The organism is Fundidesulfovibrio sp. YSD1 (genome assembly GCF_055397115.1).
The window spans coordinates 390,099-406,441 of record NZ_AP043666.1; the positions used below are offsets into that span (position 1 = coordinate 390,099).

General features: G+C 69.2%; 20 protein-coding genes. All 20 read right to left on the reverse strand.

The window, feature by feature from the left end:
- Positions 1–6: 6 nt before the first annotated feature.
- Genes ACZ5V4_RS01930 through ACZ5V4_RS02025 form a run of 20 tightly spaced genes read right to left on the reverse strand, consistent with a single transcriptional unit; the run spans position 7 to position 16,322 of the window.
- Entirely contained in the window at positions 7–2,277 is a 2,271-nt protein-coding gene (locus tag ACZ5V4_RS01930) for a hypothetical protein (protein ID WP_464316494.1), read from the reverse strand.
- A complete protein-coding gene (locus ACZ5V4_RS01935) occupies positions 2,274–3,593 on the reverse strand; it encodes a phage tail protein (protein ID WP_464316495.1) in 1,320 nt (439 codons plus the stop codon). The genes ACZ5V4_RS01930 and ACZ5V4_RS01935 overlap by 4 nt, the downstream gene beginning before the upstream one ends.
- A complete protein-coding gene (locus ACZ5V4_RS01940) occupies positions 3,594–4,712 on the reverse strand; it encodes a baseplate assembly protein (RefSeq protein ID WP_464316496.1) in 1,119 nt (372 codons plus the stop codon).
- On the reverse strand, positions 4,699–5,058 hold the full coding sequence (locus tag ACZ5V4_RS01945; protein WP_464316497.1) for a GPW/gp25 family protein: 360 nt from the start codon (positions 5,056–5,058) through the stop codon (positions 4,699–4,701). The genes ACZ5V4_RS01940 and ACZ5V4_RS01945 overlap by 14 nt, the downstream gene beginning before the upstream one ends.
- Positions 5,058–6,023, reverse strand: coding sequence for a phage tail protein (locus ACZ5V4_RS01950; RefSeq protein ID WP_464316498.1), 966 nt, complete (start codon positions 6,021–6,023; stop codon positions 5,058–5,060). The genes ACZ5V4_RS01945 and ACZ5V4_RS01950 overlap by 1 nt, the downstream gene beginning before the upstream one ends.
- Positions 6,024–6,680, reverse strand: a complete 657-nt coding sequence (locus ACZ5V4_RS01955; RefSeq protein ID WP_464316499.1) for a phage baseplate assembly protein V — start codon at positions 6,678–6,680, stop codon at positions 6,024–6,026.
- A complete protein-coding gene (locus ACZ5V4_RS01960; protein WP_464316500.1) occupies positions 6,677–8,059 on the reverse strand; it encodes a phage late control D family protein in 1,383 nt (460 codons plus the stop codon). Before ACZ5V4_RS01960 ends, ACZ5V4_RS01955 begins: the two co-directional genes overlap by 4 nt.
- Complete coding sequence (locus ACZ5V4_RS01965) at positions 8,059–8,268, reverse strand: tail protein X (protein ID WP_464316501.1); 210 nt, start codon at positions 8,266–8,268, stop codon at positions 8,059–8,061. Before ACZ5V4_RS01965 ends, ACZ5V4_RS01960 begins: the two co-directional genes overlap by 1 nt.
- Before the next feature lie 8 nt (positions 8,269–8,276).
- The gene (locus tag ACZ5V4_RS01970; RefSeq protein WP_464316502.1) at positions 8,277–10,760 is read right to left on the reverse strand and encodes a phage tail tape measure protein; all 2,484 of its coding nucleotides are present in this window, start codon (positions 10,758–10,760) and stop codon (positions 8,277–8,279) included.
- A gap of 3 nt (positions 10,761–10,763) precedes the next feature.
- Positions 10,764–10,907, reverse strand: coding sequence for a hypothetical protein (locus tag ACZ5V4_RS01975; RefSeq protein WP_464316503.1), 144 nt, complete (start codon positions 10,905–10,907; stop codon positions 10,764–10,766).
- Positions 10,907–11,203: a phage tail assembly protein gene (locus ACZ5V4_RS01980; RefSeq protein ID WP_464316504.1), complete on the reverse strand. Its 297-nt coding sequence runs from the start codon at positions 11,201–11,203 to the stop codon at positions 10,907–10,909. The genes ACZ5V4_RS01975 and ACZ5V4_RS01980 overlap by 1 nt, the downstream gene beginning before the upstream one ends.
- Before the next feature lie 9 nt (positions 11,204–11,212).
- The gene (locus ACZ5V4_RS01985; protein WP_464316505.1) at positions 11,213–11,737 is read right to left on the reverse strand and encodes a phage major tail tube protein; all 525 of its coding nucleotides are present in this window, start codon (positions 11,735–11,737) and stop codon (positions 11,213–11,215) included.
- An 11-nt stretch (positions 11,738–11,748) separates the two neighbouring features.
- The gene (locus ACZ5V4_RS01990; RefSeq protein ID WP_464316506.1) at positions 11,749–13,209 is read right to left on the reverse strand and encodes a phage tail sheath family protein; all 1,461 of its coding nucleotides are present in this window, start codon (positions 13,207–13,209) and stop codon (positions 11,749–11,751) included.
- A complete protein-coding gene (locus ACZ5V4_RS01995; RefSeq protein WP_464316507.1) occupies positions 13,210–13,509 on the reverse strand; it encodes a hypothetical protein in 300 nt (99 codons plus the stop codon).
- Positions 13,490–14,038, reverse strand: coding sequence for a hypothetical protein (locus ACZ5V4_RS02000; RefSeq protein WP_464316508.1), 549 nt, complete (start codon positions 14,036–14,038; stop codon positions 13,490–13,492). The genes ACZ5V4_RS01995 and ACZ5V4_RS02000 overlap by 20 nt, the downstream gene beginning before the upstream one ends.
- Positions 14,038–14,613: a phage tail protein gene (locus ACZ5V4_RS02005; RefSeq protein ID WP_464316509.1), complete on the reverse strand. Its 576-nt coding sequence runs from the start codon at positions 14,611–14,613 to the stop codon at positions 14,038–14,040. Before ACZ5V4_RS02005 ends, ACZ5V4_RS02000 begins: the two co-directional genes overlap by 1 nt.
- A gap of 2 nt (positions 14,614–14,615) precedes the next feature.
- Entirely contained in the window at positions 14,616–14,939 is a 324-nt protein-coding gene (locus ACZ5V4_RS02010; RefSeq protein ID WP_464316510.1) for a hypothetical protein, read from the reverse strand.
- Entirely contained in the window at positions 14,936–15,154 is a 219-nt protein-coding gene (locus tag ACZ5V4_RS02015) for a TraR/DksA C4-type zinc finger protein (protein ID WP_464316511.1), read from the reverse strand. Before ACZ5V4_RS02015 ends, ACZ5V4_RS02010 begins: the two co-directional genes overlap by 4 nt.
- On the reverse strand, positions 15,154–15,711 hold the full coding sequence (locus ACZ5V4_RS02020) for a hypothetical protein (RefSeq protein ID WP_464316512.1): 558 nt from the start codon (positions 15,709–15,711) through the stop codon (positions 15,154–15,156). The genes ACZ5V4_RS02015 and ACZ5V4_RS02020 overlap by 1 nt, the downstream gene beginning before the upstream one ends.
- Positions 15,708–16,322, reverse strand: coding sequence for a transglycosylase SLT domain-containing protein (locus ACZ5V4_RS02025; protein WP_464317802.1), 615 nt, complete (start codon positions 16,320–16,322; stop codon positions 15,708–15,710). The genes ACZ5V4_RS02020 and ACZ5V4_RS02025 overlap by 4 nt, the downstream gene beginning before the upstream one ends.
- Positions 16,323–16,343 lie beyond the last annotated feature (21 nt).

Consider the following 16,343-nt stretch of genomic DNA (forward strand, 5'->3'; position numbering starts at 1 on the left):
GGCTCCTTACTGCGCCACGTCCATGCGCTGGGCCACGTGGTAGCACTTGAGGGGCGTGTCCGTGGTCCCGTCGATGCGGATGCGGTAGGTCGAGGTGGCTGGCGGGGTGAACCGCACCGTGCGGCGGATGGTGTCGTTGCCGAGGTCCACGTCCGTGACCGTGCCGTCGTGCGCGGTCTCCCCCACCAGGAGCTTGACCGCGCAGGTGTGGCGCGCCTGGTCCCAGCCCTCCAGGCGCAGGATCACCTCGACCTCGTCCGAGGCCCCGGTCAGGACCCGGGCGGCGCTCACGTGCCTGAACGTCTGGGCCGGGCGGGACGCGCGGAACTTCGATCCGGCCAGCCCCAGGCAGGGCATGATGTCCCCGCTGCCGTTGAACACGGCGCGCAGCCTGCACATGGCGGGCAGGCCCAGCAGGCCCTGCGTGCTCCCGGGCTGGATGGGCAGCCACTCGCTGGAGCCTGCGGGCTGGTATTCGAGCACCAGCGACGTGGCGTCGGGCTGGATGATCTCGTGCAGCACGTCGAACGCGGCGATGCCCCCGGCCAGGGACACAGGCTCCAGGTCCACCACGGTGCGCGGGTTGGCGAACGAAGCGTAGTAGAGGCTCATCATCAGGTCCTTGGTGAAATCGCCCTGGAAGTACTCGCCGTCGGTCGAGTAGAACAGCGTGCCCTGGCTGTACTGGGTGCCCGCCACCAGGGCCACGTAGTGTGCCCCGCCGGTGACGATGACCAGGGCGTAGCGGCGGCCCGGGGAGAGGAACACGGGCTGGGGAAACTCGAAGAGCGTCTCCTCCGGGTTGATGCGGATGTCGGCTGGGTTGACCACGGCCCGGCCCAGGACGCGCTCCAGGTTGGGCAGGCCGTTCAGGGTGTCGGTGACCAGAAGCGTCACCGCCCCTTCGGCGGCCTTGCGCGTGAAGGTGAGCCCGACCTTGCGCAGCCAGCCGTTCTGGGAGTTCAAGAACGTCTGGGCGTTGACGCTGCCGTTGATGGAGTTGGTCTGCGAATCCGTGACCCAGTAGTTCTCCTCCCAGGTGTGCACCCACACGTCGCTGGAGTCGTAGATCAGGTGCCCGGGCTCCCCGCCCAGGAACACATCCTCGTGATAGCGGGAGTCGCCCAGGGTCACCCCTGCCGGGACCTCGCCCTCGAACACGTCCTCGATGACCCGTCCGGCGTCCTGCGCGCCCCAGTAGGCCCCGTTGGTGCACCAGCGCATGGTGGGCGAGTAGATCGTGCGGCGGCGCACCCGGGTGAGCTCGCGGGTGGTCACGGTCTGGTACTGGTACTGGGAGAGCGGCAGCTCGCCGGACATCCCGGAGAGCTTGAGGCGCGCCGCGAGGCCGTGCGCGGGCAGCAGGAGCCCCTCGAAGTTCCTCACCGCCGTGTCGTAGGGGTTGAAGAGCGAGAGCTGCTGTTCGGTCTGGCCGTCCCAGGGAAAGCGCACGCCCATCATCACCAGCGCGCGGAAGCCAGGGTCGGCCGTGTCGGACTTGAGCCTGTCCAGGAAGTTGTCGGCCTCGTACTCGGCGTAGGTCGCGGGCAGCTGCAGCCTGTCGCGGATGAGCGCGATCTCGGCGGCCAGGCCCGTGACCAGCCCTGCCACCTGCTGGGCCTTCACCGCAGCCGCGAGGCTGGCCATGTCCGACATCAGGGAGGAGAGCTTGGGCGAGGCCTCGGCGATCCAGGCCGCGTTGGCGCGCATGCCCTGCCAGGTCTCGAACAGGCGCATCAGGCGGCGGTTCTCGGCCTGCTGCACCTCGACGATCCCCGAGGGGTTCAGGAGCGCCATGGCCACGGTGGTGTAGCCCGTGGGAGCAACGGGCTTCTGGGGGTCGGAGGACTCGAGCCCGGCGGTCACGTGCAGCACGGCCACGCGCGCGGTCTCCATGGCCACGGCGCGGGGCTCGGTCTGCCCCGACTGCAGGTCGATCAGGAAATCGCGCGGCTGCACGTCAGTCTCCTGCCCCTGCCCGAGGACCGAGAGGCAGAGCCAGCGCGTGTCCTGCACCGGGAGGTAGGAGAACACCGAGAGGACCTCGGCGGCGGCCTTCTCGTAGATCCTGCCCTGGTCCCCCACCCAGAGGCGGCCCGGGGCGATCTCCAGCTCCACAGCCGACTTCATGGTCACGGTGAGCCCGGTGAACATCCGCTCGGCAGTGATGGCGTCCAGGATCAGGGCCTGGAAAGAGGCGTCGACGAACTCCTGCGAGCGGTTCAGGTCGGCGGCCTGGACCTCCTGGCGGTCGCGGTAGAGCACGGAATGGATCATCTGAGAACCTCCAGACGGTATTCGCCCGCGCGGGCGTCTCCGGCGCGCAGGCCGGAGCTCGCCCGGAAGGGCTTGCGGTTGGTGATCGAAACGAGGACCTTGTCCGAGAACCGCGAGGCCATGCGCCCCACGCGAAGCATCAGCGCCACCCACTCCCCCACGCCCAGGGCGCTGGCGTGCCCGCCAGCGAACGTGCCGCAGAACATGGCCCGGGCCGGGGCCTTGCGCAGCATGTCCACGGCGATCTCCGCCGTGTGGGGCGGCAGCTGCCCCAGGCGGAAAGCGCCGGCGAACGTGCCGGAGGCGCTGCGCGGGAACACCACGCGGGCGGGGTCGAAAAGCCTGGTGCGGCGGTGGATGCGGTCACCCGCCCCGGACCTGACCGGAAACACCCTGGCCAGGACGCGCCCACCGCGCTCGGGATAGACCTCGGTCCAGCGGTTGCCGGGGAACAGGGCGAACGGGCTGGCAGTCCCTGGCGCGGCCACCACGTCCGAGCCCAGGCGCACGGGTTCGAGCGACGGGCGCATGGAGAGCGGTCTGCGGCGCTCGACCTCGTCCGCGTAGCCCACGGCGAGGTCCATCTCGTAGAGGCGCGAGGCCGCGCCCAGGTCTGCCGTGAAGCCCGTCAGGAACCGGCCGCAGCAAAGCCCCCGCCCGGCCTTGCCGCGCAGGCGCACGGGCGTCCTCGAAACGGCAAGGCCCTGGACCGTGTCCCGGGCGGTTTCCAGGCTGTCCAGGGCGGTCTCCTCCCCGGTGAGCGGGTCGAAGAGTGCCACCTGGTCCCCGATGCGCAGGAGCGCGTCGGAGCGGCCCGGCCAGAACGCCCCCAGGAAGTCGCCAGGGAAGGAGAACTCCTTCCGCCCGCCGTGGCGGAAAGGATAGACCCGGACCTCGGGGTGCGGTGCCTCGAAGGCCGCGCGCTCGGATGCGGTGAGGGAAGCCCCAAGGAAGCTCTTGTGCGGAGGCGAGGCCGCCAGCAGGTCCCGCTTGAGGAAGGTTTCGAAGTACAGCTCGAACCCCTTTCGGGTGCCCTTGAAGCGGTGGTAGTCGAAGAAGCGGCGCACCACGCCCAGGCGCTCGGCGCGGGTGGCGAGCAGGTCGTAGCCGTCCACGTGCCAGCCCCAGGCCACCAGAGAAAGCACCGCGTCCGGCAGGCCCTCCAGGTTGTGGTAGACCAGCACGCGCGGCGTCTCGGCCACGACGGCCGAAAGCTCCGGCTGGCAGGCGGCGGCAGCGGCCGCCATGGACGGATCATTCTTGATGGAGGACGGCAACAGGTCGATGAGCGGGGTGTCGGCCAGGTACTGGTCCACTTAGTCCCCCTCGATCCCGCCGTAGACCACGCTCACGTTTCCGGCCACGGCCAGCTCCTCGGGCGCAAGTACCCGGAACTCCGGGGCGGTCAGCACCACGCGCTTGGCCCCGGCCTGCTCGATCAGGGTGGAGAGCCGCGTGGGGTTCACGTCGCGCCCCAGCACCGCGCGCTGCCAGGTGACGAACTCCTCCACGGACTGCTCCACCAGCTCGGCCACGGCCGCCGCGATCCCGGAGGAGGACCCGCCCAGGGTCCAGGTGACGGTCACGTCATAGGTCACGGGCACGGGGGGCAGCACGCCCACCATGTCGGTGAGCGGGCGCACGGACTCCTCGCGCAGGAGCGCGGACACGGCCGCCAGCACCTCGGGCGTGGGCATGGCCCCTCCGGCCATCAGGGGATGGACGTTCACGCGGCCGGGCGCGGGCGACACCACGGCCACGTCCGTGACGTCCTGGTGGGCGCAGAGCGCGAAATAGCGATAGGCGTCGCGCGGGCCGCAGGTGGAGAAGCGCTCCGGCGAGAGCTGCACCCGCTCACGGAACTTGACGTCGGCCTCCTGGTCGGCCCCGCCTGCGGACATGGTGACGTTCACGGCCCTGACCACACCGTCCACGAGATCCGCCATGCGGTTGATCTGTCCGGGCAGGAAGCCGTTGCCCGAGCTGCCGGTGGACGTGCAGGCGGCCTCCACGTCCACGGCCAGTCCCCCGATGGGCACCTCGGCCGCGCGGGTGGTGGCGAAGTAGGTCTTGCCGTCCGGGGTGACCCGGGTCCCCTCCGGGATGGCCAGCACGGTGCCCAGGGCGGCGGCCAGGGTGAAGCGCACCGTGGTCCTGGCTGGCTGGGCAGAGAGGCGCACGGCGTTGGTGAACGCGCCCAGATGGTCCAGGAACGCGCCGTCCGCCAACCGCACCAGGTTCTGCTTGCCGGTGTAGTCTATGACCACCCGCTGCTGGGCGATGGTGTACGCCAGGGCCTCGAGGAAAAGCCGCACGGGGTTGCCCGGGTAGAGGGTGGCTCCAGTGATGGCCTCATACGCGCCGATGACCTCCGCCTCCACGCGGGCGGCGTCGGTGTCGGTGAAGGAGATGGCGGGAAGTTCAGACAGTGCCACGGATTTTCACCCTCACGCGGGGGACCATGCGCCCGTCCGCAGTTTCGGAGTTGTCGAGCCGCACCCAGGTGACCTTCACCACCTTGACCCTCGGCTCCCAGCGCTCCACGGCCTCGATCACCGCGCCGGTGAGCCTGGCCTGGGCCACGGGGGCCGGGGTGTCCACGATGGTGTCGTCGATGCCGAAGGTCCTATCCAGGGGGACGGTGCCCCGCACCGTGGCCAGGATGGTCCGCACGTTCTGGATGACCCCCCGCACGCCCAAAGCCCCGATCTCCACCGGGCCGAGCGGGCCGCCCAGGATGTCGAACTCGCTCGCCTGGGTGAAATCCCTGACGCTGGCCATCAGATGTTGATCCTGGCCAGGACGGCCGCCTTGGAGGCTGTGCTCGCCAGCTTGCCCGCCATGGAGGCGGCGCGGCTCACGCCCACGTCGCCCAGGGCGGTGTCCGGGTTCACGCCGGGCAGCCAGCCGAGGTCGGCGTGCCTGGCCACGTCGGCAACCTCCCTGGCGCGCCCCATGTACTTCTCGGCCGCAGCCGCCATGTCCGGCCCCAGGGTCTTGTTCAGGGCCGCCCTGGCGTCCCCCAAGGGCAGGCTTTGCGCCTTGCCCAGCACGGTTGAGACGGCCTGGGCCGGGTTCTTCCCGGCCAGGCCGGAGATTTCGGCGGGATTCAGGTCCAGCATCCGGAGGCCCTGTTGCGTCAGGGATGCGGCCTTCTGGAGCCCGGCGGCGGCCTTGGCCAGTTTGGAGCGGAAGCCTCCCCCTGCGTCTTCGGCGACGGCGGCCACCTGATCCACGGCCTCCTCGGGCACGTCCACCACGCCATCGGCGGCGTCAGCCACCTGCCAGGGCAGCACCTGGGCGTCGTCGGCCAGGCTGGTCACTCCGGAGAGGCCCTGGCGGTATTTGGGCTCCTGGCCCCGCTCGTGGTATTCCTTGAGGGAGAGGCCCACCTCCGCGAAGTACAAGCGCCCCTGGTTATCGTGGTATTTGTGCGCCTCTTCCAGGGCCTCCAGGACGAACTTGCCTACGGGATGCCCGCCGATGGCCAGCATCTGGGGTTCGGCGGCATCCCGGATCCTGCGCAGCGCGTCTATCTCCACGGCCGGATTCAGGCCTTGGGACACTCCGAAGGCCACCGTGAAGGAAATCTCCTCCAGGTCCGGCCCCACGTACTGGAGCACGGGCTTGTCCTGCACCAGCTCGTGGGCGGCCCAGCGGGCCTTGCCGGTGCGCCTGAAGTCCTGCCAGGAGCGGACGCGCTCCTCGCTCACCTCGAAGGTGACGTCGCCGAAGGTGCCGAGCATCTACTTCTCCGGGGTCTTGGGGGCCTCGAGGCCCTCCAGGGGTTCGTAGGGATGGGCAATCACCGGGGCCGTGGTCCAGCTCTCCAGCTCCTTGAGGCGGCGCACGCGCACCTTCTCGCGCAGATCCACGTCCACCTCGCCGTCGAGCACCACGTCCAGGCGGCCGCCGAAGACGAGGCTGGAATCCCCCTCGATCCGCACGCAGGCCCCGCCGGTGAGGGTGAGGGAGACGCCCCCGCCGACCTTGAGCACCACCTCGCCCGACGCGATCTCGCCCGAGAGGCGATGGGCGCGGCGGTCGTACTGGAACCAGGTGCCGTCCTCGAACTGGACGTGGCGCTTGTCCTGGTCGGCCACGGGGGGTTGGTCTTGCCTGGAGAAGATGGCTCCCAGGCACACGCCCTGCTCCAGGCCGTTGCCCAGGCACACGCAGGCCACGTGCTCGCCGATGTCGGGCATGTGGTAGTCCTGGTCCCTGAGAGTTTTGCGCTGCAGCACGGGGAAGTGGTAGGAGACCATCGCGTCCGCGTCGTGGAAGCGCACGCGCACCGTGCCCGCGGCGGGGTCCGTGGAGGCCACCACTCCCACGCGGATCACGTGGGCCAGGCAGGACTCCAGGAGGTCCAGGCGGCTATGGATGTCGGCGAGGCTCATCATTCCACCGAGATTCCTTTCTGGGCGGCGTACTTCCTCCAGGATTCGGCCTTGGCCGTGTCGCCGGACTTCACGGCCTCCTGGTAGCGCTGCTTCACGCCGGCATCCCTGCTCTTGGGGTCGGCGGCCATTTCGCTCGGGGTCTTCATGCGCTCCGTGGCCTGGGACTGCTGGCCAGACGGGACCGGGGCGGCCTGCTGTCCGGTCTGCGCGGTCTGGGGCTGGCTGCCCTGATCCTGCGCGGCCCGGGGGGAGGCTGCCCTGGCCTTGGCGGAGGACGTGGACGCCTTGGCCGGGGACTTCTCCACGGCGTAGAGCTCCCGCTCCTGGGCGGTGAACTTCGGGGAATCGTCGGCTTCCCCGCCGTCCCTGGCCACGGCCTGCTTGATCTCCAGGGTGGTGACGTAGCCGCCCTGACGGTTCATGGCGTGCCGGACGGTCTCGATGGAATACTTGCCGTCGAACTTGCCGAAGCCGGACGTGGTGACGTTGAGCCCGGCCTGGATGCCCGGGTGGCCCTTGTAGGTGATCGTCCCGGAGGTGCCGCCCTTGTTCTTGGAGCGCAGGCGCTTGGCCGCCCGCTTTTCGGCGGCCTCGCGGCTCTCGAAGCGCTCGTTCACAGAGAGGGTCTGCCCCGTGCCCTGCGGGGGCTTCTTCGGGGCGGACTCCACGGCATAGAGTTCCTTCTCCTCGGGGCTCCAGTACGTGGCCTTGGCCCCGTCGTAGGTGTCGTGGCTCTGGGTCTGGAAGCGGTAGCGGACAAGGCTCTGGTCGCCGCGCCGAATGGTGAAGGAGCTCGGCCTGGCGTCGGCTTCCTCGTCATCGAAGAGCACCAGCTTGTCGTCGGTGACCTTGAGCTTGAGCCCATGGGCCTCGGCCTGGCGTTGCAGGAATTCAAGGTCGCTCTGCCCGCGCTGGTCCACCCGGGTGAGCGCGATGGTGTCGGAGCTCTCGTAGACCAGCTCGAGGCCCTGACGCCTGGCGATGTCCCCGGCGATGGCCTCCAGGCTGGTGTTCTCGTAGGCCCTGGTCCTCTTCTCCCGCCGGATGCTGGAGGTGGTGGCGGCGGACACGGCGTCGATGCTCAGGATGTCCGGCGGGCCGGAAAAGCCAACCTGGTCCACCTCGAACGAACCGCAGTGCATGGTCAGCCTGTCGCCCGCAGCGAACCAGTCCTCGCAGGTGATGACGGCCTCGATCCTTCCCCCCTTCTCCGGGCACCATCCGGAGACGAAGAGGCCCTTTGTGTCCTCGATGTCGATGGACAGGGTGTCGGCCTTGCCGTGGGCGTTGTCCGTGTAGGTGAAGCCCTCCAGGTACGGGGCGATGTCCGAGGAGATGTCCTTCCCACCGTAGAGGACGGTCAGGCGGGCGCGGCGCATCAGCGTCTCCTCCAGGGCGGCGACGGCTGGTCGGCCTCTCCGGGGGCGATCTCGGGCAGCAGGAGGGCCACCCCTGCCCGGAAGAACACCGTGTCCATGTGCACGGGGTTGGCCTGGGCGATGTCCATGGCGCGCTGCTCCGAGCCGTAGACCCGGTAGGCGATGATGTCGTAGGTGTCGCCCTGTCTGGTTTCGTAGATCCTGGCCATGTTCGTTCCTATGCGTACGCGATGCGGCGCTCGCCGGAGAGGATGCGCTCCACCATCTCGCGCAGGCGCTCCTCGGATTCGCGCAGGGAGGCGTCCAGCGCGCCAGGGACCGCGCTTCCTTGCACGGTGATGACCGGGGCGAAGTTGATGGTGATGCCCCCGGCCGCCGCGCCTCGGAGGGCGCCTCCCGCCTGTCCTGCCCCGGCCGAAACGGGGAGGTCCACGCCCTCCCCCGCCGTGTCGCGGGCCTGCCCGAGGGCCAGGCCCAGCGCGTGGGCCAGCGGTCCGCCGCCGATGGAGGCAAGGCCCGAGGCCATGGTCTCGATGATGGCCCGGCCCGAAGCGGTGAGCGCCGAAAGCGGCCCCACCTTGGCGTCGGAGAACGGCAGCATGTCGCGGATGCCCTGCAGCACACCCTGGACGGACTCCCAGGCGGCAGCGGCCTTTGACGTGATGCCGTCCACGAAGGTCATGATCAGCTTCGCGCCGCTCTCGGCCAGGTCGAGCCCGCCGAACCACTCCATGATCCCCGAGAACGCCGTCCTGACGGCCTCGACCGCCGGGGCCACTCCGGCGGCGATGTGCTCCCAGAGCCCGGAGAAGAAGGCCTTGACCGTGTCCCAGTTGGAGACCACCCACCACGCGGCCGCGCCCAGGGCCACGGCACCGGCCACCACCCAGGTGATGGGGTTGGCCCAGAACGCGGCGTTGAGCAGCCACTGGGCTGCGGCCCAGACCTTGGCCCCGGCTGCGGATGCGAGCTGCACGGCGGTGAGCCCGATGGTGCTGGTGCGCAACAGGGCGATGGCCGCCCCGCCCAGTTGGAAGAGCTTGAGCAGGTTGAGCCATCCGCCCGCCATGAACGTCCAGACGTAGCCCAGCGTCGCGCTGGCCAGGCCCAGAGCGGCGAAACCGGCCACACCGGTGATGACCGCGCCCGTGAGGACAGGAAAACGCTTGGCCAGGGAATTCGCCCAGTCCAGTACGGGACGGGCGCCCCCGAGCACCGAGCCGAGCGAGCCTGTGAGCGTGCCGCCCAGGGTGATGGCCAGGTCCCTGGCGGAGCTCTCCATCCCCTTGAGTTTCTCCTTGGAGGTCTCCATCATCCGGGCGAAGTCCTTGTCCACGACTCCGGACGCTCCCATGGCCTCCTCGCGGATCTTCTTGAACTCCTCCATGTTGGCCATCATGGGCTTCAGGAAGTTGTTGACCTGCATGTCCCCGAACAGTTCGCCGATGCGGAACTGGTCGCCGCCGGTGACGCGCTGGATCATCTTGAGCATGAACTCCACGGGGTTCTCCCCCCTGGCCATGGCCTTCTTGAGGGCCTTCTCCAGGTTGATCCCGTAGTGCTCCGAGAAGTTCTTGATGGTATCCGGCGCGGTCATCTTGGCCAGGAAGTTCTTCATGTTGGTGGCGGCCTCGTCCGGGTTGGCCGCGCCCTTCATGGCGATCTGCAGGGCCGCGCCCAGGGAGGCCGCCGCCTGCGGACCCTCGATGCCCAGCGAGCGGAAACCGGCAGTGAGCTGCGGGAAAAACTTGGCCATGTCCCGAAGCTCGAATGAGCCCGCCTTGCCCGCCTGGGCCAGGATGTCCATCACCTGGGGGAGCTGGTCCGCGCCGATCTTCAGGTTGTCCATGAGGCTGAAAGCCGTGTTGGAGAGGTCCTCCATGGAGGATCCGGTGGCCGTGGCCACGCGCCCCAGCGTTCCCAGGGCGGCCACGGCCTGATCGTTCTCCATGCCCTTGGCCAGGAGGTTCTGCCAGGCGTTGGCCATGTCCATGACGGCCTGGTTGCTCTCCAGAGATGCCGAGCGGATGGCCGCCGTGGTGGAGGCGATCTGGGAGCGGGTCATGTTGGCGATGTTGCCGCCCATGGCCATGAGGTGCTCCAGGTCGATGCCCGGCGTCATGAGCCTGTCGGCCGCGAACCCGGCGGCCAGGCCGCCGATGAGGTTGCCGCCCATGCCGGACATCATGGCCCCGCCCATGCGCTCCCGCCTGGCCTGGTTGGCCTGGATGCGCGCCATGGTGGACTGCAGGCGGCCCTGCGCGGCCCGGGCCGATTCGGCGGCCTTGGCGAGCCTGTTCTGGTGCCCCGCGAGGTTGGAGGTTGAGGCTCCGGCCGCCTGCAGGGAGGAGCGCAGGCGGTGCAGTTCCTGATTCTGTCCCTCGAGCTTGTCCTTCAGGTCACCGGCCTTGCGCTTTGCGGCCTCGAAGTCGCGGGCCAGGGCCTTGGACGGCCTTTCGGTCTCGCGCATGGCCCTGCCCAGGCGCGCGCATTCCCCCTGGGCCTCCTGGAGCTTCTTCGCCGTATCCTGGGCGTCCATCTTGAGCACCCGGAAGCGGGATACGTCGGCCTGACCGCGCTCCAGCTCCTTGGCTCGCCGCCCCAGGGCCGTGAGCGCCCCGGAAGCGCCGGAAAGCGCCCCCGAGAAGGAGGAGCCCAGCTTGCCGCCGATCTGGAAGGCCAACTCGAATATCTTCGCCATGTCCTACCCGTCTTTGGGAAAAGCTTCTTCCGCCGCCTCAGCCCACCGCGCCAACTCATCCAGGGGCTGGTCCATGAAAAACTCCACTGCGCCACCCGCGGCGGCCGCGAGGCGCAGGCAGAGCACCCGCGCCTCGCGCGCCGTCATCAGAAAAAACCCATCTCCTGGGCCTTCTGGTTCAGCTCCATGAGGTCGCTGGAATCGAACTCCAGCACGGCCTCCACGGGCAGTTCCAGGGAGACGGCCAGCACGTACATGGTGCGCTCCATCTCCCCGGGGTCCTTCACGCCCCGGGCGCGCATCTCGCGCTCGGCCTTGACCAGCCCCTTGCCCCTGACCCGCCTGAGCAGAACTTCCTTGATTTCCTTGCCCTCGTAGGCCACCGGGTGCTTCAGGGTGTGCCCGCCGTCCGTGGCCGCTCCGGCCTGCTGCTCCTTCGTCATGGGCCCCTCCTATTCCAGGCCCAGGGCGGCGCGGACCTTGGTGAGCTGGTCATCGCCCTGAACCTTGAAGATGAAGTTGTACTTGTCGATCTCCACCTGGTCCTCGCCGTCCACGGTGAGCTTCAGGTAGGTGAGTTCCATCTCGGTCTCGGTGTCCATGAGCTTGCCGGGGTCCATCTTGCCCAGGGCCATCTTCTTGGGCACGCCCTTGACCACCAGCTTGACCGGGACGGTGACGTACTCGCCCGCGCCGTGGTCCATCACCTGCATGGCCCCGCGCACGTCCAGCTGGTGGGGCTTCTGCACGAAGAGCCTGACGGCCTCCTTGTGAACGGTGCGCCACTTCACGGCGAGCGTCATGGACTTGAAGTGCCCCAGCACGGGGCTCTCCACCTCGCCCGCCACGCCCGCGCCCTTCACCGTCTCGGTCATGGCCTCGAGGGTGGGCAGGGTCACGTCGGCGGTGCCCAGAAGGTCCTCGCCCTCCAGGTAAACCCGGTAGTTGATCAGTTTCTCGGGTATGGCGTTGGCCATGGCTGTGCTCCTTAACCGAAGAGGGTTTCCAGGTAGGCCGGGTCGTACTCCATGATGAAGTCCAGCTCCCGGGCGGGGCTCGGCGGGGTGACGTAGACGTGGAAGCGGATGATGCCGTCCATGAGGTCCGTGGTGGGGTTCTCGTCGCGCCGGAACTCCACGCGCCCGCCCAGGATGAACTGCCGGGCGGCCAGGCCGTTCAGCCAGATGTTGGCGGAGTCCACCACCGTCTCCACCAGGCGGCGGGTGATGGGGAAGTCCACGCGCTGCCAGAACGTGAGCACCAGGGTGTTGCCGATCCAGTTGAACATGCGCCGGAGGGGGATGAAGCTGTCCTTGGGGTCGGTGTTGGCCGGGTAGCATCCGGTGCGGTTGCCCCAGGCCCGCCAGCCGCCGATGAAATTCTGGGCGGTGACGATGCCCTGGCTGTTCAGGTAGGTGGCCTGGTCCGGCCCGAGCCACACCTCCTTGCCGTCGGCCACGGCGGACACGGCCTGCAGGCTCAGGTTCGAGGGGGAACGGTAGGGGATGGACTCGTTCTCGGCGTCGGCCCTGCCCATGATCCCGGCGAGCTGGGTGGAGAGGTGGTACTCCCGGTCGCCCAGCTTCACCTTGGGCCAGCAGACCACCAGCTGCGGGTCCACCAGGTTGTTGCTCTCCTTGAACTGGGGCACGTCGGTGTAGAGCCCCACGCCGTCCTCGCCGTCGCTGGGCACGTCCACCACGGCGATGGCCTTGAAGTGGCTGTTGATGTTTCCCGCCTTGGCGTGCATGAGCGCGGCCACCTCGGGATCGGTGCTGAACCTCGGCGCGTGGAACTGGCCGGGCACCAGGCGGAACTTCGGGAACACCTCGTTCACCAGCTCCAGGCCCGTGGCCTTGCCGGTGAGCGCCTCCACGCCGCCGATCACGTCATCCTTGGTGACCCGGGACGGATCGCCGTAGTCGTAGGAGACCTTCACGGCGGCGCCAGCGGCGAGGGCTCCGCCGGCCTTGACGGACACGAGCCCCGTGGGCAGGTCCACGGTGTAGTCCGTGCCCGGGACGTAGGTGGTGTCCCCTGCCTCGTTGGTCAGCGCCACGGTCCCGGCCAGCAGGCCCTCGTGATCGAGGGCGAGAGCGCCCTTGGCGTCGAACGCCCTGGCCACGGGCGCCTGGGAGGACTTGTGCACGGCCGGGTCGTAGACGTTGACGGCCACCACCGGGCAGACTCCGAAGAGCGCGAAGTAGGCGTCGAAGAACTCAGACAGGGTGTAGGCGGCGAAATCGTCGGTGCGCTCGAAGCCGAACGCGCTGGCCGCCTCGGAGGCGTTGAAGATCAGGCGGGTCTCGTTGACCCCGGCCGCTGCCTGGGCCTTGTGCACCGGAGCCGTGCCCACGACCACGGGCAGGGCCGCGTCCACCCTGACGGGCGGCAGGATGGCCGTGGGCTGCTCGAAGATGTAGACGCCGTGACGGTAGGCGAGGCTCATTTACTTGCCCTCCTTGCGGCGGGTGGCCGCGTAGGCGTTCCAGACGGACTCGAAGGCCCGCTGCATGGGGGAGCCCTTCCGGCCAAGGGCCTCGCGCGCCGTGGACAGGCCGGACACAGGGACGAACAGGCACGCGAAGTCCGGATCGTCGGCGCGGCGGGCGGCCACGGCCGGGGGCAGGCCGTCCTTGAACGTGGTGAACTGCTGCATGGGCATGTCCCCGCCCATGTTCGGCCCCACGTAGACCAGGCGTATTTCCTGGGGCGTGGGGTCGGGGGTTTTAGCCTTCGAGCTGGCCATAAACGATCACCTCCTCCTCGGTTTCCATGAATTCTGCGGGGGCCGGGGCCTGGAAGGTCACCCGGACGCTGCCGCCGTGGTAGGGATGGGGCTGGGCGTGGTCTTCGCCGTCGCCCACTTCCCAGCGGACAGGGAGCTTGCGCTCCCATCGCTTCAGGTAAAGCCTCTTGCGCAGAAGCATCCGGCGCAGGCGGCCCATCATGGCCTCCAGGTCGCGCGCGCCGTCGGCAACGTCGCCTGCTGTGAACACGCCGCAGATGATCCAGACCTCCACCTCGCTCACGCGGGCGGCCAGGGCATCCTCGTCGTCATCCCGGCCGGAGACCGGCCGCAACAGGATGAAGGGGAACTCCTCGCGCAGCTCCTGGGTCTCCGGCCCCTTGGGGTGGGCGCGCCGGGTGGGCAGAGAGTAGAGGTGCACGGCCGGGGGCTCCCACCGCTCGGGGCTGGCCGGGGCCTTGCGGAAACCTGTCTGGGCGAACTCCGCCTCAACCAGCCGCTTCAGCTCGGTGAGCAGTCCGGCGCTCATCACATGCCCCCCAGGCTGGCGAACAAGCGGTTCACCTCGTGGTCCAGGTTGGCGCCGAAGCGGTCGGCGGCCTTCTCCTGGATCCGGTCCATGACCTCCCGGTTGCCCAGCATCTGGGGCACGGACGGGCCGAAAAGTTTCTGGATGGGCAGACGGGAATCACCCATACGGCGGAACACGGAGGCCACATCCCTGCCCGGCATCCGGCCCCAGAAGGCCCCGGCGATCCGCGCCCGGCCGGAGGAGCGCTTGACCACCACGGAGAGGCCCCTGGCGGCGCGCCGCCCGCCGGGACCCGGCGAGGGGGAGAAGGCCCGCAGGGAGAGCACCCGGCCCTTGGACACGGCCGCGCCCCACAGGCTGGAGGGGCTGGCCTTGGTCAGGGCGAAGGACTTCTTCACGTCCCCGGACCGCACGTTGTAGGACTGCCTGGAGAGCTGCCCGGCGTCCGTGGCCACGCCCTGCACGGAGCGGTTGATGGCCCTGGCCACGGCCGGGCGTGCCTGATCCCCGAGCTGGGAGAGAGCCCGCTTGCCCTTCTCGATGTCCGTGCCTCGCAAGGTGATGGAGATCATGGTCAGAACCCCTGATTCCGGTACAGGTGCAGGGTGAGAAGCCCGCCCAAGGGGAAGGCCTTGCGGACGGTCCAGGCCACGCCGTCCACCTCGATCTCCTGCTGCGGCAGCACGTCCACCACGCCCTCGGGGATCTCCAGGATGCGCTCGTCCGTATCCAGGGGCAGGCGCGGCAGGGAGTCGTGGTGGTAGTCCTTGTAGGGCTCCTGGGTGTCGGTCCAGACGCCGGAGGTTTCCACGCCCTCGATGACAACGGGCGCGGCGAACTCGGCCCGGTTCAGGAAGACGGCCCCCACATCAACCTTCAACTGCTGCTTGAAGTTCACGAATACGCCTCCCAGGATTCCTGGCACTCGACGCAGCGAACGGCACCGGGGATGGAGCGCAGGCGCGCCGGGGGGATGGGCTCGCCGCAGTCGGCGCAGATCACAGTCCTGGCCGGGTCGCGCATCTGCTCACCTTCCTGCTCATTCCTGCGAGCGTTGACCGCTGCCTGGAGGAATGCGGCTTCGTGCCGTTGCGCTTCGTCGGCGGCGTCCATCAGCGTCCCTCCCCGGCGAAGTCGACCAGGCCGCGCGCCTGTGCCTCCAGGCCTCTGGCCCACGCGCCGTAGTCGCGCACATGGGCCAGCAGATCCTCCGGCGTCACGGACTGCCCGGCCAGTATCCCGGGGCCAGCGGGGGCGGTGGCGGCGGGATCGTCGCCAGCTCCGGAGGCACCGGCGCTCGCGGGCAGAGCAGCGCCGCCGTATCCGAGGGCTTCGTTGTACAACTCCACGAAAGCAGGCCCAAAAGTGCAGCCAGCAGCAGAGCGCGCGGCATTTTCGATCCTCCGGTTGATGTCCTTGGTGCGGTTAAGGAGGTCCTGGCGGGTTTCGATGAGGGCGGCTGAGATGGCGGCTCCCCGGCGCACTTCCTCCTCGAGGGCTGCGCGGGCCTGGCGCTGGGCTTCGGCGTAAGCCTCGGCATACCCGCGCTTGAGCTCGGCCACCTCGGCCAGACGGGCCGCGTCCGCGCGGGAATGGCCCGCCCAATACCCGCCGCCGAACACGGCCAAGGCCAACAGCAGGGCCAGCAGAGGGGAGATGGCGGCGCTCACGACGTCCCCCCGCACATGCCCAGGCCCCACCCGGCGCGGACGTAGACGGGCTCCAAGACGTGCAGGATCCGGCGCGGGTAACCCCGATTCTCGCGGTAGGCGGCGCCCGAACGCCCGGCGTTGACGGTCTCCACCGAATCGAACCAGCGCCCGGGATCGAGCCCACGAGCGCGGGCCTTGGCCTTGTCCCTGGCGATCCAGCCCAGGCCGCCGTTGTAGGCGGAGAGCACCATGGCCATGCGCTCGCACGGCGTGGCGGCGTCCACCCGCTCCCAGAGCCAGCGGTCGTAGGCGCAGAGCGCGCGCAACGCCCAGCCCGGATTGAGCGGCTGGTTGGAAGAGAGCGCCCGGTCCACGTTACCCATCCAGGCCGACGTGCCGGGCATGAACTGGGCCAGGCCCAACGCGCCCACGGGGCTTTTGGCGTCCGCCTTCCAGCGGCTTTCCTGGTGAATCTGCGCGGCGAAGGTGGCCGTGGGAGCATCAAGCCCCCAGGAGACGCGCGCGCAACGGATCAGGTCCGCGCGGTGTCGGGCCGCGTCCGCCGGGATGGCCTCGGCGCGGGTGACGGAACAGAGGATCATCCCCGCCAGCACGGCGGCGGCCACCATGCCCAGGCCGAGACAGGAGCC